The 20,492-nt window shown below is 63.2% G+C and carries 15 protein-coding genes; 6 read left to right on the forward strand and 9 right to left on the reverse strand.

Annotated elements, in window-relative coordinates:
- Positions 1–126: 126 nt before the first annotated feature.
- Positions 127–1,032 (reverse strand): LysR family transcriptional regulator, encoded by a 906-nt coding sequence (locus tag IVB22_RS00005; RefSeq protein ID WP_247515295.1) that lies wholly within the window; start codon positions 1,030–1,032, stop codon positions 127–129.
- Positions 1,033–1,142: 110 nt separating this feature from the next.
- Between IVB22_RS00005 and IVB22_RS00010 the strand changes: the two genes are divergently transcribed.
- Positions 1,143–2,216 carry a tartrate dehydrogenase gene (locus IVB22_RS00010; protein ID WP_247515296.1) on the forward strand — a complete coding sequence of 358 codons (1,074 nt, stop codon included), beginning with the start codon at positions 1,143–1,145 and terminating at the stop codon, positions 2,214–2,216.
- An 83-nt stretch (positions 2,217–2,299) separates the two neighbouring features.
- A complete protein-coding gene (locus IVB22_RS00015) occupies positions 2,300–3,268 on the forward strand; it encodes a tripartite tricarboxylate transporter substrate binding protein BugD (RefSeq protein ID WP_247515297.1) in 969 nt (322 codons plus the stop codon).
- 129 nt (positions 3,269–3,397) lie between these two features.
- On the opposite strand, the gene IVB22_RS00020 is transcribed toward IVB22_RS00015, so the two are convergent.
- The 4 genes from IVB22_RS00020 to IVB22_RS00035 all read right to left on the reverse strand — a co-directional run bounded on the left by IVB22_RS00020 (position 3,398) and on the right by IVB22_RS00035 (position 9,409).
- Positions 3,398–3,874, reverse strand: coding sequence for a hypothetical protein (locus IVB22_RS00020; RefSeq protein ID WP_247515298.1), 477 nt, complete (start codon positions 3,872–3,874; stop codon positions 3,398–3,400).
- A gap of 421 nt (positions 3,875–4,295) precedes the next feature.
- On the reverse strand, positions 4,296–5,153 hold the full coding sequence (locus IVB22_RS00025) for an amidohydrolase family protein (protein ID WP_247515299.1): 858 nt from the start codon (positions 5,151–5,153) through the stop codon (positions 4,296–4,298).
- Complete coding sequence (locus IVB22_RS00030; RefSeq protein ID WP_247515300.1) at positions 5,150–8,275, reverse strand: efflux RND transporter permease subunit; 3,126 nt, start codon at positions 8,273–8,275, stop codon at positions 5,150–5,152. Before IVB22_RS00030 ends, IVB22_RS00025 begins: the two co-directional genes overlap by 4 nt.
- Before the next feature lie 3 nt (positions 8,276–8,278).
- Positions 8,279–9,409 carry an efflux RND transporter periplasmic adaptor subunit gene (locus tag IVB22_RS00035; protein WP_247515301.1) on the reverse strand — a complete coding sequence of 377 codons (1,131 nt, stop codon included), beginning with the start codon at positions 9,407–9,409 and terminating at the stop codon, positions 8,279–8,281.
- 203 nt (positions 9,410–9,612) lie between these two features.
- Here IVB22_RS00035 and xth point away from each other — a divergent pair, with 203 nt between their 5' ends.
- Complete coding sequence (gene xth / locus IVB22_RS00040; protein ID WP_247515302.1) at positions 9,613–10,404, forward strand: exodeoxyribonuclease III; 792 nt, start codon at positions 9,613–9,615, stop codon at positions 10,402–10,404.
- Positions 10,401–10,901, forward strand: a complete 501-nt coding sequence (locus tag IVB22_RS00045) for a GNAT family N-acetyltransferase (RefSeq protein ID WP_249804850.1) — start codon at positions 10,401–10,403, stop codon at positions 10,899–10,901. The genes xth and IVB22_RS00045 overlap by 4 nt, the downstream gene beginning before the upstream one ends.
- Before the next feature lie 96 nt (positions 10,902–10,997).
- Here the strand turns inward: IVB22_RS00045 and IVB22_RS00050 are convergent, their stop codons facing one another.
- Together IVB22_RS00050 and ilvD are read right to left on the reverse strand one after the other, a co-directional pair.
- Positions 10,998–11,840, reverse strand: a complete 843-nt coding sequence (locus tag IVB22_RS00050) for a tetratricopeptide repeat protein (RefSeq protein ID WP_247515303.1) — start codon at positions 11,838–11,840, stop codon at positions 10,998–11,000.
- Positions 11,827–13,551 (reverse strand): dihydroxy-acid dehydratase, encoded by a 1,725-nt coding sequence (gene ilvD / locus IVB22_RS00055; protein ID WP_247515304.1) that lies wholly within the window; start codon positions 13,549–13,551, stop codon positions 11,827–11,829. The genes IVB22_RS00050 and ilvD overlap by 14 nt, the downstream gene beginning before the upstream one ends.
- Positions 13,552–14,447: 896 nt before the next feature.
- On the opposite strand from ilvD, the gene IVB22_RS00060 reads away from it, so the two are divergent.
- Positions 14,448–15,404 (forward strand): calcium-binding protein, encoded by a 957-nt coding sequence (locus tag IVB22_RS00060; RefSeq protein WP_247515305.1) that lies wholly within the window; start codon positions 14,448–14,450, stop codon positions 15,402–15,404.
- A gap of 577 nt (positions 15,405–15,981) precedes the next feature.
- Positions 15,982–18,192: a lytic transglycosylase domain-containing protein gene (locus IVB22_RS00065; RefSeq protein WP_247515306.1), complete on the forward strand. Its 2,211-nt coding sequence runs from the start codon at positions 15,982–15,984 to the stop codon at positions 18,190–18,192.
- 9 nt (positions 18,193–18,201) lie between these two features.
- Here the strand turns inward: IVB22_RS00065 and IVB22_RS00070 are convergent, their stop codons facing one another.
- Both IVB22_RS00070 and IVB22_RS00075 read right to left on the reverse strand, forming a co-directional pair.
- Positions 18,202–19,170: a tripartite tricarboxylate transporter substrate binding protein BugD gene (locus IVB22_RS00070; RefSeq protein ID WP_247515307.1), complete on the reverse strand. Its 969-nt coding sequence runs from the start codon at positions 19,168–19,170 to the stop codon at positions 18,202–18,204.
- 33 nt (positions 19,171–19,203) lie between these two features.
- Positions 19,204–20,445: a threonine synthase gene (locus IVB22_RS00075; RefSeq protein ID WP_247515308.1), complete on the reverse strand. Its 1,242-nt coding sequence runs from the start codon at positions 20,443–20,445 to the stop codon at positions 19,204–19,206.
- Positions 20,446–20,492 lie beyond the last annotated feature (47 nt).

Below are 20,492 nucleotides of genomic sequence, written 5' to 3' on the forward strand. Positions count from 1 at the left end.
GTCTACGGTCGATGCTTGCATCTGACTCTCCGATGGTTCGAGTGTGGAAACCCAAACCTATCGGAAGGGACACGCTCACCGCCCCATGGAATCTACGAACTACGCTTCTCGCAACAACCGCTCGCCCTACGCCTCGCGCGCGTAGCGCGGCAGGTCGGCTTTCAGCATTTCCAGCACGTCATCGCGCACGGGATCGCGGGTGCCTCGGGTGAAGACCGCCGCCAGCGGCAGCTTGTTCATGTCGGAGGCTGCAAGGCGGATGAAACGAACGCCGCGCGTTGCCATGCGCGAGGTCCAGCGCGGGACGATGGCGACGCCCAGTCCTGCCGAGACCAGATTGACGATGGTCTGCTTCTCGTCGGCGATTTGCGCCACGCGCGCCTCAAAACCGGCCTCGGCGAACAGCTTCATGGTGAGATCATGGCTGTGCGGACGCGAGCGGCGTTCGGGTACGATCAACGGCTCGTTCTCGAGATCGGCGATGGACACCCGCTTCCGCGATGCCAGCGGATGACGGTCGGCCACCGCGACGACTGCCGTCTCATGCAGCAGCAACAGAAACTCCAGCCGCTTGTCGGGCCGCTCCGGCGGGCGCACGAAGGCAAGGTCGAGCCGGCCGGACAACAGACGCGGCAGCAGGCGCACGGTCTTGTCCTCGACCAGTTGCACGGTGACATCAGGCTGAAGCTGACGGAAATCGTGCAAGAGCCGCGGCAACAGTCCTGCGGCGGCGCTGTCGATGGCGCCGACGCGAATGATCGCGGCCCGCTTGCGGCCACGCGTGCGAAACCGGCCGGCCAGCGCATCGGCCTGCACCAATAGCGTCCGCGCTTCCTTCAGCAGCACGGCACCATCGTCCGTCAGCGCGACGCTTCGCGTCGTGCGCGTCATCAGCCGCGTGCCGAGATCGTCTTCGAGCAGCCTGATGAAGCGGCCAAGCGCGGACGGCAGCATGTCGAGCCGCTGCGCTGCCCTGCCAAAATGCAATTCCTCGGCCGCCGCCACGAAGCAGCGCAGTTGATGAAGATCCATCGGCCCTCCCGTCTCCGATTATATCAATTTTTTGTATAAACGCGAGGCAATTGCCTCCCCTCGTCCTGGGCCGCAAGCTGCGCTCTTGAAAGTGGCTCACGGAGATTTCGATGCGTGAATATTCGATCGCGGCAATTCCCGCCGACGGGATCGGTCCCGAGGTCATTGCCGCCGGCGTTCAGGCGCTCGAAAGCCTGCAGAAGCGCCTGGGCGATGTGAAATTCAACGTCGAAACCTTCGATTGGGGTTCGGCCTACTACCGCAAGCACGGCGTGATGATGCCGGCCGACGGCCTCGCCACGCTGAAGAAATTCGACGCGATCTATTTCGGTGCGGTTGGCGCTCCCGATGTTCCCGACCACATCACGCTGTGGGGCCTGCGCCTGCCGATCTGCCAGGGCTTTGACCAGTACGCCAACGTGCGGCCGACCCGGATCCTGCCCGGCATCACCTCGCCGCTGCGCCATGCCGGCCCCGGCGATCTCGACTGGGTAATCGTGCGCGAAAACTCCGAGGGCGAATATGCCGGCTGCGGCGGCCGGGTGCATCGCGGGCTGCCGGAGGAAGTCGGCACGGAAGTTGCCATCTTCACCCGCGTCGGCGTCCAGCGCATCATGCGCTATGCGTTCAGGCTGGCGCAGTCGCGGCCGCGAAAATTCCTCACCGTCGTTACAAAATCGAACGCGCAGCGGCATGGCATGGTGATGTGGGACGAGATCGCCGACGAGGTCTCGAAAGAATTCCCGGATGTCACCTGGGACAAGATGCTGGTCGATGCGATGACGGTGCGGATGACGCTGAAGCCGCAGAGCCTCGATACCATCGTGGCAACCAACCTCCACGCCGATATCCTGTCCGACCTCGCCGGCGCGCTGGCCGGCAGCCTCGGCGTGGCTCCGACCGCGAACATCGATCCCGAGCGCCGCTTTCCCTCGATGTTCGAGCCCATCCATGGCTCGGCGTTCGACATCACCGGCAAGGGCATCGCCAACCCAGTGGCCAGCTTCTGGACGGCGTCGCAGATGCTCGATCATCTCGGCGAGGCCGAGGCCTCGTCGCGGCTGATGCGCGCCGTGGAGCAGGTCACGGGCGCCGGCATTACCACCCCCGATGTCGGCGGCACCGCGACGACGAAGGATGTCACCGCGGCGGTCGTGGAGGCGATCCATAGCTCCAACGTGTGACGGCCGATCACTGGTGGATCGGTCGCGAAGCAAAAAGACCGCGAGACAAATCAGAAAAAGAATTCGAGGAGACACCCATGCGAATGAAGAAGACAGCCACCATTGCGCTTGCGTTCGCCTTGGTCAGCTCCGCGGCCCTGGCGCAGAATTATCCGAACCGGCCGATCACGCTGCTGGTCCCGTTCGCCGCCGGCGGCGCGACTGACACGGTGGCGCGGGTGACGGCGCAGTCGATGTCGAAACTGCTGGGCCAGACCATCGTCATCGAAAACGCCACGGGAGCCGGCGGCACGATCGCAGCCACACGGGCCTCACGCGCCGAACCGGACGGCTACACGCTGTTGATCCACCACATCGGCATCTCCACGGCCGCGACGCTCTACCGCAAGCTCGCCTATGACACCAAGACGGCATTCGCGCCTGTTGGACTCGTCACCAACGCCCCGATGACGATCATCGGCCGTCCTGATTTGCCGCCGAACACGCTGGCCGAACTCGTCACCTACATCAAGGCCAATGGCGACAAGATGACCTTTGGCAATGCGGGGCTCGGCGCGGCGTCGCATCTCTGCGGCATGCTGTTCATGACCGCCGTCGGCAAGGAAATCCTCACCGTGCCCTACAAGGGCAATGCACCCGTCATGAACGATCTGATCGCCAAGCAGATCGACCTCTCCTGCGACCAGACCACCAACACCACGGCGCCGATCGCCTCCAAGCTGATCAAGAGCTACGCCATCACGACAAAGAGCCGGCTTCGATCGATGCCCGATCTTCCAACGGCTGATGAGGCCGGCCTGAAGGGATTTGAGGTCGGCGCCTGGCACGGCATCTATGCGCCGAAGGGAACGCCCGATGAGATCGTCCAGAAGCTATCCAAAACGCTTCAGGAGGCGCTGCGCGATCCGGACTTGGTGAAGCGATTCAACGACATCAACACGGAACCTGTCCCGCAGGATCAGGCCACGCCCGAGGTTTTGAAGGCACAATTGATCAGCGAGGTCGATCGCTGGGCGCCGATCATCAAGGCGGCCGGTCAGTTCGCGGATTGAGAAAGCACCTGAAAAGCTTCAGCGCTCGCCGCCGAACAGCGCGGCGTTGCGCAGTGTGAACTCATGCGCACGACCAAAGCCGCGCCTCACGGCACTGGAGTGGCGGAGGCGCGTCTTTGTGTAGGACTCTTACGTACCGGGCGTTTTGACGACCAGTTTTATGTTGAAGAGGTTGACGTCCTTGAACGGGTTCAGCGCGTTTTCGATGGTGCCCGTCCCCGTCCCGTTCGCATAGGCACCCGTGCCCGAGAGGATCGTATATTCGCCGGTTGACCGGCCGTCTTTCGCCGAGCCGCTGTAACGCGCCGTGATCGAGCCTTCCTCGAACGTGTAGGTGCTGTAGCCGTAGAAGGTTCCCGCGCCTTTGAGCAAGTCTGCGGAATTGACGAAGTCCTTCACCCCCATACGGCCGTCCTTGAAGACGGCGACGCCGAACAGTTTGCCGGACGCGACCGTCTGGCCTTCGATGTTTGCTGCCTCTGTTATTTTGTAGTCGATCGGCTTGGTGACGAGCTTGAACTCGAGTACCTGCTCTCCGGCTTGAGCGGTCGACGCCGCAATGGCCAGAGCCACGCCAGAAAGGAAAACGGAGAGAGACTTGCGCATGTGCTCCTCCTGCGTTTGCTGGAACTAAAATGTGGCATGCTTCCCGTGCCTCGCCAGCGGCTGACGTTCCTGGGATTGTCCAGCATGCAGGCTCGGACACAACTGTAGGTCTTAGCGATGCAAGAAAGGTTCAGGCGCTTAATCTCGTGATCTCACCAGCCGGGGCGATCCCAAAAGCAATTCCATGCCAATTCAGGAAAGCGGAGCATGATCGCCGTCAATGGTTCCGGGAAACCTTCGGTAACCTCCCTTGTCCTGCCATTTCGGCGATGAAACCCGCCTTCACAGCGTGGGAACCGCCACGCCCATTGGTGTCCCGCAGAACGTCACTGTACGTCAGATCACTTCGGAAATTCGCTCCGACGATATCGCCGGATGCGAGCTTTGGCTGCGAGTTTGCGGATTGAGGCGACCTTCACGCTCAGCGTTCGCCGCCGAACAGCGCCTTCGCATTGCCGTGTGCAATCTGCGCCGCGATCTTTGGCGGCAACTGCGCCAGCCAGGCGCGATAGCCGGCCATGATGTCGCCATAGCTTGCCCAGCGCTCGTTGATCCAGGTGTCGGATCCGAGCAGGAAGCGGTCGGGGTAGCGCTCGAATAACGCGCGCCATTCCGGTGTCAGCTTGCCGCTGCCATCGACGATGCCGCCGCGATAGGACAATTCACCCCACAGCTTTGGGTACTTTGACAGCATCTCCGCCACGCGGTCTGTCGAAAGGCCGAAGCCGGTATGGGCCCAGATGATGCGGGCGCGCGGATTGTGGCGCATCAGGATTTCGACGGCGACGTCGTCGGCATGGGCGTGCAGATAAAGATCGTGTTCGACCGCGAAATCGACGGTCTTCTTCACCCACTCACCCTCGGCGGCCTTGCCCGAGATGTGGAATTCGCCGATGCCGCGGTAATAGCCGCGTTTGAATTCGTCCTGCACGAGGTCGAAGATAAAGGGGTCGCCGAACCAGGTCTGGATGTCGGCGCGCACGCGATACGGCCGGATGAACGGGACGACCTGCAGGCCCGGTGGCTTCGCATCCATCAGGGCATGCGTGCCGGTGTTCGGGCGGCTGGTGGCGAGGATGCCGGTGACGCGGTGTTTTCTAAACAGCGCCAGCACTTCGTCGACGCTGTAAAAGGGTTTTGGCTCCCAATTGTAGTGCATATGGGCGTCGAAGATTTCGATCGGCTCGTCGGCGCGGGCCGGGCCGGCGATGAACGCCAGCGCGATCAGCATCGCGACGCCCCGCGTGGCTGACCGCACCATGCGTCCGAAGGTCGTCATTCGGCGGCGACCACGTGCGGCCGCTCGTCGCCCGCTTCTTCCAGTTGCGGTTCGAGCTTGCGCCGCAGGCGGCGGTCGATACGGTCGAGATAGATGTAGACGACCGGTGTGATGTAGAGCGTCAGCAACTGCGACAGGCACAGGCCGCCGACCACGGCGACGCCGAGCGGCTGCCGCAGTTCGGCGCCGGCACCCGCGCCGAGCGCGATCGGCAATGTGCCGAAGATCGCGGCAAACGTCGTCATCATGATCGGGCGGAAGCGCAGCAGCGCAGCTTCGCGGATGGCGTGCTCGGCGCTGAGGCCAACGCGGCGGCGCTCCAGCGCAAAATCGACCATCATGATGGCGTTCTTCTTGACGATGCCGACCAGCATCACGATGCCGATCATCGCAATCACCGACATCTCCATCCCGAACAGCATCAGCGTGAGGATCGCGCCGATGCCGGCCGATGGCAGACCCGAGATGATGGTGATCGGGTGGATGAAGCTCTCGTAGAGGATGCCGAGAATGACGAAGGCGGCGAAAACAGCGGCGAGGATCAGGACGCCCTGCCCGCGCAGCGAATCCTGGAACACCTGCGCGGTGCCGGAGAAGCCGGTGGCAATGGTCGCAGGCAGGTTCGAACTCTGCTCAAGCTCGGTGATCTTGTCGACCGCATAGCCCAGCGAATAGCCGGGCGCGAGGTTAAACGAGATCGTCACCGCCGGCTGCTGGGCCTGGTGGTTGATCTGCAGCGGACCCACCGTCGGAACCAGCTTTGCCACCGCCGACAGCGGGATGGTCTGGTTGTTCTGGGTCTTCACGTAGAGCTTGGAGAGATCAGACGGATCGACCCGGAACTGCGGCTGCACTTCCAGGATGATCTGGTAGTCGTTCGACGGCATGTAGATGGTGCCGACCTGCCGCGAGCCATAGGCGTTGTAGAGCTGGTTGCGCACCTGATCGACGGTGACACCGTAGACGGCCGCCTTCTCGCGGTCGATGTCGACCGTCATCTGCGGGTTCTTGATGTAGAGGTCGGTAGTGACGTCGAGCAGGCCCGGCAGCTTCTCGATCTTGTCGCGTATCTCGGGCGCCAGACGGTACAGCGAGTCGGTGTCACCGCTCTGCATCACATATTGATACTGGCTCTTGGAAATCCGACCGCCGATATTGAGGTTCTGGATCGGCTGGAAGAACGCCTGCATGCCGGGGATCTCGCGGGCCTGGGTGCGCAGCCGTCCTATGATCGTGGTAAGATTGTCGCGCTCCTTTTTCGGCTTCAGCGCGATGAACAGGCGCCCGTAATTGGCTGTCGCGTTCGGTCCCCCAGCGCCGACCGTGGAATTGATGTAGTCAATCGCGGGGTCGGATCTCAGCACTTCGACCAGCGCCTGCTGCCGCTCCTTCATCGCGTCGAAGGAGGTATCGGTGGCGGCCTCCGTCACGCCGATCAGGAAGCCGGTGTCTTCCTGCGGAAAGAAGCCCTTCGGCACGATCATGTAGAGGTAGACGGTGCCGCCCAAGGTGGCCAGCGTCACCATCAGCATCAGGAATTTCCGGGCCAGCACCCAGTCAAGCGTCCACTCATAGGCGCGCAGCCAGGACTCGAACATCGCCTCGAAGACGCGAAGCACGATGTTCGGCTTTTTCGTCGCGTCGTGCGCCCGCAGCACGCGCGCGCACAGCATCGGCGTCAGCGTCAGCGAAACGAAGCCGGACACGATGATCGCGACCGATACCGTCACCGCGAATTCGCGGAAGACGCGGCCGACGATGCCGCCCATCAGCAGCACCGGAATGAACACGGCGATCAGCGAGAAGGTGATCGAAATGATGGTAAAGCCGATCTCGCGCGCGCCCTTCAGCGCGGCCTCGAACGGCCGCATGCCGTGCTCGATGTGGCGGACGATGTTCTCCAACATGACGATGGCGTCGTCGACCACGAAGCCGACCGACAGCGTCAGCGCCAGCAGCGTCATGTTGTTGATGGAATAGTCCAGCGCGTACATCACTGCGCAGGTGCCGAACAGCGAAATTGGAACCGCCAGCGCCGGAATGAAGGTCGCCGAGGCCGAACGCAGGAACAGGAAGATCACCAGGATGACCAGCCCGATCGCGATCAGCAGCGTCTCCTCGACGTCGGCCACCGCCTGGCGAATGGAGGTCGAACGGTCCATCAGGACGTTGATCGAGACCGATGGCGGGATCTGCGCCCGCAACACCGGTAATTTGGCCAATATCCCGTCGACCACCGCCACCGTGTTGGCATCCGGCTGCTTCTGGATGCCGAGGACGATGGCACGCTCGCCATTCAGCCAGCTCGCGATCCGCTCGTTCTCGACGCTGTCGTAGATCCTCGCGACCTCATCCAGCTTGACCGGGGAGCCGTTGCGCCAGGCCACCACGATGTGGCGATAGTCCATCGCCTTGTCCATCTGGCCGGAGGCTTGCAACGCCACGTCCTGCTTCGGTCCGTTCAGGGTGCCGACCGGGGTCGAGGAATTGGCGGCCGAAACCGCACTACGGATATCCTCGAGCGAAAGCCCGCGCGCCGCGGCGGCCTCTGGATCGGCCTGGACGCGAACCGCGAATTTCTGCGCGCCGTAAACGCTGACCTGCGCGACACCGGGAATTTGCGACAGGGTCTGGCCGATGGTGATCTCGCCATACTCGTTGACCGCCGACAGCGGCAGCGTGTTCGAGGTCAGCACCACGAACAGCACCGCGAAATCGGCCGGGTTCACTTTCCGGAAACTCGGCGGGATCCTCATCTCGATCGGCAACCGGCGCTGCGCGATGGTCAGCGCGGTCTGGACGTCGAGCGCGGCGGAATCGATGTTGCGGTTGAGATCGAACTGGATCGTGATCTGGCTGGTGCCCTGCGAAGAGTTCGACGACATCGACGAGATGCCGGCAATGGTCGAGAGCTGGCGCTCGATGACGCCGGCGACCGATGCCGCCATGGTTTCCGCGCTCGCGCCCGGCAACGTCGCCGTCACGGCAATGGTCGGGAAGTCGACCCGCGGCAGCGCCGATACCGGCAGCAGGCGGAAGCCGAAAATGCCGAACGCGATGATCGACGCCGTGATCAGCGTCGTCATGACAGGCCGGCGGATACAGAGTTCGGACAGTGTCATCGGTTATGCCCCGGCCTTGTTGGCCCGCGGTTCCACCCTCGTGCCATCCGACAGCAGCAACTGACCATCGACCACGACGCTCTCACCGCCGGAGAGCCCTTCCGAGATCACCGACACGCCCTGCGAGGTGCGGTCGACTGTGACCGGCTGGATCTTGGCAACGCCGTCCTTGACGACGAAAACGAAATTACCGCTTTGGCTGCGCTGCACGGCGACCGTCGGAACCACGATCGAATCCTCAGCTCGGATGATGAGCTTGGCCGCGACCAGCGTCCCCGGCCACAACGTCTCGTTCTCGTTGTTCATGATGCCGCGCACGGTGACCATGCCGGTGGCCATATCCACGGTGTTTTCGACCATCGCGACCTTGCCGCTCTCGGAGCGCTGATGGCCTGGGATGGTGGCGGTGACGCCGGAGACGCCCTTGGCCATCGACTCGCGCAGATCGACCAGCACGCGCTGCGGAACCGAGAAGGTCACGTAGACCGGCGCCATCTGGTTGATGACCGCAAGCGGGGCGGTATCGGCCGGCCGCACGAAATTGCCGACCTTGACATTGGCGGCGCCGACCCGCCCCGAGAACGGCGCGCGGATCGTGGTGAAGCTTTTCTGGACCTTCAGATTGTCGAGCGCAGCCTGATCGGCCTTGATGGTGCCGGTCAGGATGTCGGACTGGGTTCTCGCGTTGTCGACGTTGACCTGCGTGGTCGCTCCCTTGGCGACGAGATCGTTGAAGCGGCGGAGGTCGCGCTGCGCGCCCTCGAGCTGCGCCTGATCCTTGGCAAGCACGCCCTCGGCCTGCTCGATCTGGGCGTCGATCTGGCGGCTGTCCAGCGTGAACAGCAGATCGCCTTCGTTGACCTTGGCGCCATCCGCGAAATGCACCGCGAGGATGGTGGTCTCCAGCCGCGACTTCAGCGCCACGCTGGAGATCGGCGTCACCATTCCGATCGCATCGACATCGACGGGCATGGATTTGCGCTCCGCCTTTGCCATCTCGACGGAAACCATCCGCGGCCGCTGCGGGCCCTGGGCGCTGCTGCTGCCGCCCATCCACGAGGAGCGGGTAACGAAACCGGCCGCCGCAAGAATGCCAATGGCGCCGACAAGAAGTATCAAGCTACGCTTTTTCATAATTTTCTTCACGCTCGCCGGTCCTCCAAAAGGACGGGACGATTCCTCCTGCCCCTCGACGGCGATTTTGCGCCTTATTTCTAGACGGTTATCACAGCCTTCCTGCACATGGTATGCCACTGCCGGAAAATGTGTAGTTACGAGTTCTTGTTCGAACACGAAAACCGGGATTTCCCGGATATGCTCCAGCCAAGGTCCCCTTCATGCGTATTGCCACGTGGAACGTCAATTCGATCCGGCAGCGGGTCGACCATCTCCTGACCTGGCTCAAGGAGACCTCCCCGGACATCGTTTGCCTGCAGGAAATCAAATGCGTGGACGAGGCGTTCCCCCGGCTGGAGATCGAGGCGCTCGGCTATAACGTCGTCACCCACGGCCAGAAGACCTTCAATGGGGTCGCGCTGCTGTCGAAACTGCCGTTCGACGAGACCAAATCGGGCTTGGCAGGCGACGATGAGGACGCCCATGCCCGGTTCCTCGAAGGCGTGGTGACGCTGAAAACCGGCGTGATGCGGATCGCCTGCCTCTATCTGCCCAACGGCAACCCGCCGGATACGGACAAATATCCCTATAAACTCAAATGGATGTCGCGGCTTCTTGAGTACTCGAAGGAGCGGCTTAAGGCAGAAGAACCGCTGGTGCTCGCCGGCGACTTCAACGTCATTCCGGCAGCCGCCGACGTCTATAACCCCGCCGCTTGGGCCAACGATGCGCTGTTCCGCCCCCAGACGCGCGAGGCCTTCCAGGCGCTGCTCGGCCTCGGGCTGACGGACGCCCTGCGCGCGGTCACCGACGAGCCGAACCTCTATACCTTCTGGGACTACCAGGCCGGCGCCTGGCAGAAGAACTGGGGCCTTCGAATCGACCACCTCCTGCTGTCGCCGCAGGCCAGCGACCGCCTGACCAATGTCGGCGTCGACAGCTATGTGCGCGCCTGGGAGAAGCCATCAGACCACGTGCCGGTCTGGGCGGATTTCGACCTGGAGACGGCTTGAGCGCGACCCGCGCGGCAACGGTGGCGATTCGGGATGCTGCGCCCGACGATGCCGTCGCAGCCTGCCATGTCCTGAGGGAATCGATCACCCGTCTATGCGTTGCTGATCACGGCAACGAGCCGGCGATCCTGAATGCGTGGCTGGCCAACAAGACGCCGGAAACGGTGGCCGCATGGGCTGCGCAGAAGGGAAACTCGCTCCTGCTCGCCGTCGAGGGCGATGCCATCCTCGGGGTGGGATCGGTGACGGACGCGGGCGAGATCACGCTGAACTATGTGGCACCCGATGCACGATTTCGCGGCGTTAGCCGTGCCTTGCTAAGCGCACTCGAAGCCAGGGCGATGGAGCGAGGCAACAGCCGCTGCACGCTCACGAGCACCGAGACAGCGCATCGGTTCTATCGGTCGGCTGGTTATCTCGACGACGATGCGCCGACAGGTGGGTTCGGCACGGCCGGTGGCCATCCGATGTCGAAGGAGATTGTCGCGGAATCGTAGGGTGGGCAGAGCGAAGCGTGCCCACCATCTCTCGGAAATCGCTGGCGTGAAATGGTGGGCACGCTTCGCTTTGCCCACCCTACCAATTACGGCCGCTTACTCCTTCTTGCCCTGCACCCAGTGCTCGAGCATCTGCAGCGCCGAGGCGCGGTCGTCGTCGGAGGCCTTGGCGAAAGCACGGTTGTAGCTTTCGCGGATCCAGGTCTCCTCGGGGGCGGCGTTGTCGCGCGCCAGCGTCAACCACATCAAGCCGCGGGCGGCCTGCCGCGGCAGCCGGTCGCCGTTGAACAGCATCTGTCCGAGCATGGCCTGCGCCTGATGCTGACCCTTCTGGGCGGCCAGACCAAGCCAGCGCGCGCCATAGCGGAAATCGTCCCGCGAGGCGTCCGGCGTCTTCAGGTAAAGCCGCGCCAGATCGTACTGCGCGTCGGCGTTGCCGAAATAGGACGCGGCATAGGAGAACATCTCCCGCGCCCGGTCGGTGTCGGCCTTGATCTTGGAATTCGGGATGCCGTTGAGGTAGTAGCGCCCCAGCGCCACGAAGGCGTTGGCAACGATCGTCGCCTGCGGCGCCGACGGGCTGTCCTCCGCATGCGCGTTGGCGATGCGGCTGAAATATTCGAAGGCGCGCAGATCGTCCTGGATGACGCCATTGCCATCGGCATACATCCGGCCGAGCTTCCACTGCGCGACGGGATGGCCACCCTCGGCGGCGTATTGCAGCGAAGTCAGCGAGGAGGCCGCAACCGCCGTTGCCGTCGCGGGCGCCGGCGGAGCCTTCTTCAGGGCCTGCGCAGTGACGGCCTGCGCGGCGGGCTGATTCATCACGGGCAGAGCGGCGTCCGGCTTCACCGGCGCACCGTCAAATGCGAATCCGGGAGCCGCCACCGGCATGGCCCCTATCATCAACGCAAGAATGATACGCCTAGATGTCCGCATAACACTGTTTCTCGTGCGCACCGCCAGGATGGGTCACAGCCCCGTCCACCGCCGGCCCAACCTGTTGGGCATATTTCCACAGCGCACCCGACGTATGGTTAGTCTGTCGAGGTGCCCACTTGGTTTTACGATCGGCGAGTTCGGCGTCGGTCAATTTTACGTTAAGTATTCCGGCCTCGGCGTCGATCTCGATAATGTCACCATTCTGCAACAGGGCGATCGGACCGCCAACGGCCGCCTCCGGTCCGACATGGCCGATACAGAAGCCGCGGGTGGCGCCGGAGAATCGGCCGTCGGTGATCAGGGCGACCTTGCCGCCCATCCCCTGCCCGGTCAGCGCCGCCGTGGTCGAGAGCATCTCCCGCATGCCGGGACCGCCGCGCGGCCCCTCGTAGCGGATCACGATGACCTCGCCCTCTTTGTAGGTCTTCTTCTGGACCGACTCGAAAGCGTCCTCTTCGCGATCGAAGCAGCGCGCCGGACCGGTAAATTTCAGCTTCGACATGCCCGCGACCTTCACGATCGCACCCTCCGGCGCGAGATTACCCTTCAACCCGACAACGCCTCCCGTGACGGTGATCGGGTTGTCGGCGGACCGCACCACATCCTGGTGCGGATTCCATTTCACGCTCTTGAGGTTTTCGGCGATCGTACGGCCCGTGACGGTGATGCAATCTCCGTGGAGGTGGCCATTGTCGAGCAGCGTCTTCATCAGAAGCGGTATGCCGCCAACTTCAAACATGTCTTTGGCGACATAACGGCCCCCCGGCTTCAAATCCGCGACATACGGTGTCTTTTTGAAGATTTCGGCGACGTCGAATAAGTCAAACTTAATGCCGCACTCATGCGCGATGGCCGGCAGGTGCAGTGCAGCATTGGTCGACCCGCCAGAGGCGGCGACCACGGCAGCGGCGTTTTCCAGCGACCGGCGGGTGACGATGTCGCGCGGCCGGATATTGGCGGCGATCAGCTCCAGAACCTTCTCGCCGGCGGCCGAGCAAAACGCGTCGCGGATTTCGTAAGGAGCTGGCGCCCCAGCCGAATACGGCAGCGCCAACCCGATCGCCTCGGACACCGTCGCCATGGTGTTGGCGGTGAATTGTGCGCCGCACGCGCCGGCGGAGGGGCAAGCCACCCGCTCGATTTCATCGAGATCCTCGTCCGACATTTCGCCGACCGAGTGCTTGCCAACGGCCTCGAACATGTCCTGCACCGTGACCTGCTGGCCGCGGAAATTGCCGGGCAGGATCGAACCGCCATAAATGAAGATCGAGGGCACGTTGAGCCGGACCATCGCCATCATCATGCCCGGCAGCGACTTGTCGCAGCCGGCAAGCCCGACCAGCGCGTCATAGGCATGGCCGCGGACGGTCAGTTCGACCGAATCGGCGATGCATTCACGGGACGGCAGCGACGAGCGCATGCCGTCATGGCCCATGGCGATGCCGTCGGTGACGGTGATGGTGCAGAATTCGCGCGGCGTACCGCCGGCGGCCGCGACGCCCTTCTTGACCGCCTGCGCCTGGCGCATCAGCGAGATATTGCAGGGGGCGGCCTCGTTCCAGCACGACGCCACGCCGACAAAGGGCTGGTGGATCTGCTGGGTCGTCAGGCCCATCGCATAGAGATAGGACCGATGGGGGGCGCGCTCCGGCCCCTCCGTCACGTGACGGCTCGGCAACCTCTTCTTGATGTCGGTTTTGGCGTCCATCCGCGAAACCTGCTTTCCCCAGCCATCTCGTGTCGGTCTCGGGAGCAATTTCCCGTCGCCTTCACCGGTGCTGAGGCCAATCAGCTATGAAAGAAATGGTTTCATGGAGGGGTGTGGCTAAAAAGCGGCGCAAGCAAGAGGCAGGCGGGGCGGTTAACCAAATGTTCGCCTACTGTTGCGGTCACGCAACAATCGTGGCCGAGAGGCAACCATTATTCGGGCTTATTTGAAGCCGGAGCACTGCCCACTCCGCAAACCCACCCTCGGAAGCGTCCGGGCCTCCCAGCCGGTCACAACCTGAGGGCGATCGGCAACTGAGTTTCTACAACGCGAGAATCGCCTCGCACGTCATCGCGCGACCAGACTGAATTTAGGAACGGCCCGAGCGTTGCCGAGAATCGGACAACACGATTCGCACGAACTTTGTGGCGCCTGATCTTGCGATCGCCGCCATTACGCTCTCCGAAGCTACGACGCCTTAAATCCATCGCGCTCGAAAGGGATCGCGACATTTTTGTGCGGCCGGCACTTTTTGCGCGCGTTTTCGTCACGCGATGATGCAGCCCGCGGCACGCGCGCGGACAGCGGACTTATCTTTCATACGCAAGACAGAACAACGTCGTACGCGATTTGTCGCAGACGTTTTTGATCGCCGCCGGAATTGAGGCATGCGTTGAAGGGCCGACCGCACGAATGCCTTTCGCGTCACCGTATTGCCCCTAGCCTGCGCAAATCCGCCGCGCGCACGTCCAGTCACGGACCCGTTTTGCTGTTCTTCCTTCGATGCGGGTGAGGAGTCACGCCTCACGTCTTGCCCGCGCGCATCACTTCACGATTCCCAAAATCCGTGGTGGTCGTTTGTACTCCGTGAGGCCTCTGAGTAAGAGGTTTGAATAATGGCACGCTTCAATCTGAACGGCTTCCTCAACAATAACAACTTCGAGGATTTCCTCGCGAGGTTTACGGGCGGCAGTGCCGACCATGATCATATGAACGGGACGACAGGCAACAACACCCTGTACGCGGGCGCCAAAGCCGACACGCTCGCCGGCATGGCCGGTAACGACACGCTCAATGCCGGCTCCGGCGACGACAAGGTGTGGGGCGGCTCGGGTAACGACAACCTCTTGGGCGGCTCCGGCACCGACCTTCTGGTCGGCGGCTTCGGCGCCGACCGGATGGATGGCGGCACCGGCAACGACGTCCTGCTCAGCCGGTCGGACGCCGGCGAGATGGTCGCAGCCCAGGACGGCACGACGCAGATCTTCGGTGCTGAAACTGCTGCGTTCAAGGCGGTGAACGATACCCTCACCGGCGGCAGCGGTGCTGACACCTTCCGCTTCGAAATGATGGTGAACGCCAAGGACGAGATCGTCGCCAAACACGTCAATGCCGACGGCACCATCGACTGGGTCGGCGTTACCGGCGAGAACAACGCCACCCACGATCACTGGGTTGACGGCATGGGCAACGACGTGATCCGCGACTTCAATCGCGCCCAGGGCGACAAGATCGAAATCTCGGCGCACACCGGCGAGGTGCAGTCGATCCAGCACAAGGACAGCAATGGCGACGGCAGAAACGACTACAGCGTGATCACCGTCATCAGCCAGCAAGGCAATGCCGGCGCCCATGACGAGGATCTGCTCGGCACCATCACCGTCTACGGCAATTTGGTGAAGCAAAGCGATATCGCCGTTACCCAGACGGTGTACGGCGCTTACGAGAAGGTCGGCGAGCTCGGTGGAGCGCACTTCGATCTGGAGGACGACGGCGTACTGGCCGGTGGCGGCACCGACGGCGGCCATCACAATGAATCGACGGCGATGGCCAACATGGCCATGTACGGGTAAGCCGAAAACAACAAGACACGATCACGGACAAGGGCCGCCTCCCGGCCCTTGTCCTCCAGCGTCCGGTGTCGATTCAATCGTCACCGGGCGCTGGACTGCGTGGATGGGTCCCATTGCTCACGCGCCGCTAGTTATCGATCACGTAGCCCGCATGAACGCGGCGATATGCGGGAAGCTTCAAAGATCCCGGATGTTGCGAAGCCTGTCATCACTGCGCGAGCGCAGTTGCGCTCGTCGCCGGGCGCGCATTCGCGCGACCCGTTGGCTCGTCCTGGCTAAGATGGCGATATTCGCTTCTCCACGTGCGCGCAGCGGCCAATCGATGCCACGCGCTATCGATGGCGTAAGCCTTAAAGCTTCTTATTTCACACGCCCGCGCGGCGCTACGCCGGGAAATGTTGGGTTCCATTCCCATTCGCCTCATTTTGCACGCGTTTGTTGCCTTGAAGTGACAATTGCAAATCGAGGGTTGTGGCATCTTTCGAACAGGTCAGGGCCGCACGCATCATGTGATCTCTTGATGCGATCTCTTGGCTTTGACAGCGTTTGTGAAGTGGGTTTCGCAGGGGACCATGGAATGAACCGGTGCATACGCTCGCTGTCTTGTTTTTTCACGGTAGCTGGGCTCGCCCTCTTCTCGACGGATGCGACCGCGCGGGCCAGCCATAAGCCACACACCCAGAAGGCGCACGAAGCGACCAGGAAGTCGCACGTGAAGGAGGCTCATCCTCATCGCAGCGCTGCGTCCGGGAAACGCCGGCACGCCAAACACACTTCCGCACAACGCAAGCCGAAGCCATCGAAGGCTTCGCCTGCTCCCATGGAGGCCGTCGCTCCGCTGACGGGCGATCTTGCGCTGGTGAAGGAAGCCATCGATCTCGCGCGCAAGGCAAAGACCCAAGAGGCGACGGACATCAGGAACAGGATCGCGGATCCGGCGGCGCAAAAGCTCGTCGAATGGTTCACCCTGCGCCACCCGGCGACGACAGCAACTTTCGGCCGCTACGCGGCGTTCATCGCCGCTAATCCGGAATGGCCGAGCACGCCGTTGCTGCGCCGGCGCGCAGAAGCGCGGCTGTGGGAGGAGCGCAGCGATGCGGCAACGGTCCGCGGCTTCACCGGCGATCGGCCCACCTATGCCAAGGGCAAGTTGGCGCTGGCGCGCGTGCTGCTCGCAGAGGGTGATCGGGACGGCGCGGCTCGGCTGGTGCGCGACGCGTGGCGATCGGACGAATTGTCGGAGCGCCTGGAGACCGTAGCGCTCGAGATGTTCCGCGATCTTGTTAACCGCGATGACCACCGTGCGCGTATGGACAAGCGCATCGGCGCCAAAGACCTCGCCGGCGCGAAGCGCGCCGCAAAGCGCCTCGGCGACGACGAGCTTGCGATCGTGAAGGCCTGTGCCGCGGTCAGGGCAAAAGCGGACAAGGCGCTGGATGCGCTCGACGATGTCGCAGCCGAGGCACGGCAGGATCTCGGGTACACCCTTTGCCGCATCCAGTGGATGCTCGCCCAAGACCGCATCGACGACGCGGCCCGCCTGATGCTGGCCGCGGCACCCGAGACCATGGCGCTGCAGGACACCGATCAATGGTGGCGCGAGCGGCGTTGGCTCGCGCGCAAGCTGCTCGATCAGGGCAAATTCCAGACCGCCTATCAGGTGATCCGCCCCGCCGCGCTGCCGGCCAATGAATACTACCGGTCCGACTTCCACTTCATGTGCGGCTGGATCGCCCTGCGCTACCTTGACGACCCCGCCACCGCGGCCCGGCATTTCGCCCGCATCGATGAGGGACAGGTCAATCCGACCGTGCTGGCGCGGGCGCACTACTGGCGCGGACGCGCGGCCGAAGCTCTTGGCCAGACGGATGCGATGCGTGCGAGCTATGAGGCGGCCGCCCGCTACCCGACCGCCTATTACGGCCAGCTGGCGCGCGCCAGGCTCGGCCGTGACCAGATCGAACTGCGCGCGCCCTCGCCCGTTCTCGCCTCCGCCGATGCTTCGGCCACGGACGAACGCGTGCGCGCCGCCGACATGCTCTACGAGATCGGCGAACGCGATGTCGTGCTCTATTTTGCCGCTGATCTCGGCGAACAAAGCTCTGATGTTGCCCTGCTCGAAGCGCTCGGCGAGCTCACCGGCCGCCGCAACGACGCCCGCGCGATGCTGCAGGTCGGGAAGCCCTCCCTCGGCCGCGGACTGCCGCTCGACCATTATGCCTTTCCCACCATCGGGATTCCGCCGCACCGCCAGCTCGCCCCCGAAATCGAGCACGGCATGATTTATTCGGTGGCGCGCACGGAGAGCGCGTTCGACCAGCGCGACAAGTCTACGGCGGATGCGGTCGGCCTGATGCAGGTGACGCCGGAAGCGGCACGCGATACCGCCAAGCGCTTTGGCATCAGCTATGACTGGGACCGCATGGTTTCCGACCCGGTCTACAACACGCAAATGGGCGCCGCCGAACTGAGCGCGCTGCTGAGCGAATACAAGGGCAATCACATCATGACCTTTGCCGGCTACAATGCCGGCCGGGGCCGGGTGCGGGACTGGGTCAAGGCCCATGGCGATCCGCGTGACCCCACGGTCGACGCGGTCGACTGGGTCGAGCGGATTCCGTTTTCGGAGACGCGGAACTATGTCCAGCGGGTGATGGAGAATTTGGCGGTCTACCGCGTGCGGTTTGGCAACGACACCGCGGTGGCGTCGAAGACCGACCCGCGCGCCGTGACGCGGGAGACGAACGCGGCACCGCTACCAGCCGCCCAGGCGGCTGCCGGCCGGTGAAGCGGCGGCTCAATCCACCTTCACGTTGGCGGCTTTGATCATCGGCCACCATTTTTCGATCTCGGTCTTCTGCCAGGCGCCGAGCGCGTCCGGCGTGAGCTTGTCCTTTGACGGCATCTGCAGACCGAGGTTTTCGAGCTGCTTGCGCACGGCCGGATCATTCAGAGCGTCAACCGCCGCGGCATTCAGCTTTGCGACGACGTCCTTTGGCGTGCCCTTGGGCACCCAAAGGCCGGACCACAGCGTCATGTGGAATCCCGGCAACCCCGCCTCGTCGACGGTCGGAATGTCGGACGCGGATTCCACGCGCTTGGAATCGGTGATGGCATAGGCGCGGATGTTGCCGGCGCGCACTTGCCCGATCGAATTCGAGGTCTGGTCGACGATCAGATCGATCTGGCCGGCGACGAGATCGTTCATCGCAGGTCCGGTGCCGCGATACGGCACGTATTGCAGCTTGACGCCGGCGACGTTCTCGAAATAGAGCCCGGCGATGTGGCTTCCGGAACCGGCACCAGCGGTGCCCGCCGTCGGCGGCGCTGGCTGCGCCTTCAGCCAAGCGATGAATTCCTTCAGGGATTTCGCCGGGACCGCGTTCTTGCTGACGATGATCATCGGGTTGCTCGGCAGCAACGCGACCGGCTCGAGATCGGTGACGAGATCATAGCCGAGCTTGTAGATCGCGCCGTTGGCAACGTGGGTGCCGAGATGGCCGAAACTGATCGCGTAACCGTCAGCCGGCGAGCGCACCGCGCGGCCGACCCCGACCGATCCGCCCGCCCCTGTCACGTTCTCGACCAGGACCTGCTCGCCGAGCGAGACCTTCATGCGCTCGGCGAGAATTCTCGCCATCGCATCCGACGGGCCGCCGGCGGAGAACGGCACAATGATCGTGATGGGACGCGATGGAAAGTTTTGCGCGGCCGCGAAGCCGCCGAATGCCAACACTGCAGCCGCGGCCAGAATGATCTTTCGCATCTCATGCTCCCATCACATCCCGCCGCGCGACAGTCAGAGCTTTGCGTAGTCGATCGGCTTGTGTCGATCGAGCGTACGCGTGACCGGCGGCAGCGGATATTTAAGCCCTGTCGCACAATTGAACAGCATGACGCGATCGTTTTTCGTCACGCGGCCGTCGGCAAGGCTTTGCTGGTAGGCAGCATACGTCGCCGCCCCCTCCGGACACAACAACAAGCCCTCTTCGCGCGCCACTTCGTTGAGCGCAGCAGAAATCTTCTCATCCGGCACCGCGATCGCAAATCCCTTGCTCTCGCGGACCGCGCGAAGGATCAGAAAATCTCCGACCGCCTGCGGCACGCGAATGCCTGATGCTATGGTGTGGGCATCTTCCCAGCGCGGCGCGTGCTCGCTGCCGTTCTCGAAGGCGCGCACCATCGGCGCACAGCCCGAGGCCTGCACCGCCACCATCCGCGGGCGCTTCGAGCCGATGAAGCCGATGGCCTCGAGTTCGGCAAAAGCCTTCCACATGCCGATCAAACCGGTGCCGCCGCCAGTCGGATAGAAGATCACGTCGGGCACCTCCCAGCCGAGCTGTTCGGCGAGTTCGAGGCCCATCGTCTTCTTGCCTTCGATCCGGTACGGCTCCTTCAGCGTCGAAGTGTCGAACCAGCCGGCTTTTGCTTTGCCCTCGCCGACGATCTTGCCGCAATCGTCGATCAGGCCGTTGACGCGATAGACGGTGGCGCCCTGCAGCTCGATCTCGCTGACGTTCACTTCCGGCGTATCGGCCGGGCAGAAGATCGTGGTCTTGATGCCGCAGGAGGTGGCGTAGGCTGCGAGCGCCGCGCCCGCATTGCCGTTGGTCGGCATCGCCATGTGCTTGATGCCGAGCGCCTTGCCCATCGACACCGCCATCACGAGGCCGCGGGCCTTGAACGAACCGGTCGGCAGCCGACCTTCATCTTTTACGATGATCTCCCCGCCGCCGAGCTTCTTTGCAAGCTTCGGCAGGCGAATGAGCGGCGTCGTGACTTCGCCGAGGCTGACGATATCGGAGACTTTTCGGACCGGCAGCAATTCGCGGTAGCGCCACATGTCGGCGGGCCGTTGCGACAGCGCGTCCTTGGTTAGCGCCTTCTTCACGCCTGCGAGGTCATAGCGCACCAGCAGCGGCTTGCCGGCCTTGGAGAGGTTGTGGATCTCGTCGGCAGGATAATGATCGCCTTCCATCGCGCATTCGAGATGGGTCACGAACGTCGGACGTTCGATGGTCAGATTGTCGTTGTCTTTCACGGATTGCTCTTTCGTTTCTTGTTGGGCGCGACCGGTGGGATCACGCC

The sequence above is a fragment of the Bradyrhizobium sp. 190 genome, assembly GCF_023073415.1.
GTDB lineage: Bacteria > Pseudomonadota > Alphaproteobacteria > Rhizobiales > Xanthobacteraceae > Bradyrhizobium.

What these genes read in the sequence shown, in the direction of transcription:
- IVB22_RS00005 (WP_247515295.1), bottom strand. Translation starts at nt 1,032, where the DNA reads ATGGATCTTCATCAACTGCGCTGCTTCGTGGCGGCGGCCGAGGAATTG.
- IVB22_RS00010 (WP_247515296.1), top strand. Translation starts at nt 1,143, where the DNA reads ATGCGTGAATATTCGATCGCGGCAATTCCCGCCGACGGGATCGGTCCC.
- IVB22_RS00015 (WP_247515297.1), top strand. Translation starts at nt 2,300, where the DNA reads ATGAAGAAGACAGCCACCATTGCGCTTGCGTTCGCCTTGGTCAGCTCC.
- IVB22_RS00020 (WP_247515298.1), bottom strand. Translation starts at nt 3,874, where the DNA reads ATGCGCAAGTCTCTCTCCGTTTTCCTTTCTGGCGTGGCTCTGGCCATT.
- IVB22_RS00025 (WP_247515299.1), bottom strand. Translation starts at nt 5,153, where the DNA reads ATGACGACCTTCGGACGCATGGTGCGGTCAGCCACGCGGGGCGTCGCG.
- IVB22_RS00030 (WP_247515300.1), bottom strand. Translation starts at nt 8,275, where the DNA reads ATGACACTGTCCGAACTCTGTATCCGCCGGCCTGTCATGACGACGCTG.
- IVB22_RS00035 (WP_247515301.1), bottom strand. Translation starts at nt 9,409, where the DNA reads ATGAAAAAGCGTAGCTTGATACTTCTTGTCGGCGCCATTGGCATTCTT.
- xth (WP_247515302.1), top strand. Translation starts at nt 9,613, where the DNA reads ATGCGTATTGCCACGTGGAACGTCAATTCGATCCGGCAGCGGGTCGAC.
- IVB22_RS00050 (WP_247515303.1), bottom strand. Translation starts at nt 11,840, where the DNA reads ATGCGGACATCTAGGCGTATCATTCTTGCGTTGATGATAGGGGCCATG.
- ilvD (WP_247515304.1), bottom strand. Translation starts at nt 13,551, where the DNA reads ATGGACGCCAAAACCGACATCAAGAAGAGGTTGCCGAGCCGTCACGTG.
- IVB22_RS00060 (WP_247515305.1), top strand. Translation starts at nt 14,448, where the DNA reads ATGGCACGCTTCAATCTGAACGGCTTCCTCAACAATAACAACTTCGAG.
- IVB22_RS00065 (WP_247515306.1), top strand. Translation starts at nt 15,982, where the DNA reads ATGAACCGGTGCATACGCTCGCTGTCTTGTTTTTTCACGGTAGCTGGG.
- IVB22_RS00070 (WP_247515307.1), bottom strand. Translation starts at nt 19,170, where the DNA reads ATGCGAAAGATCATTCTGGCCGCGGCTGCAGTGTTGGCATTCGGCGGC.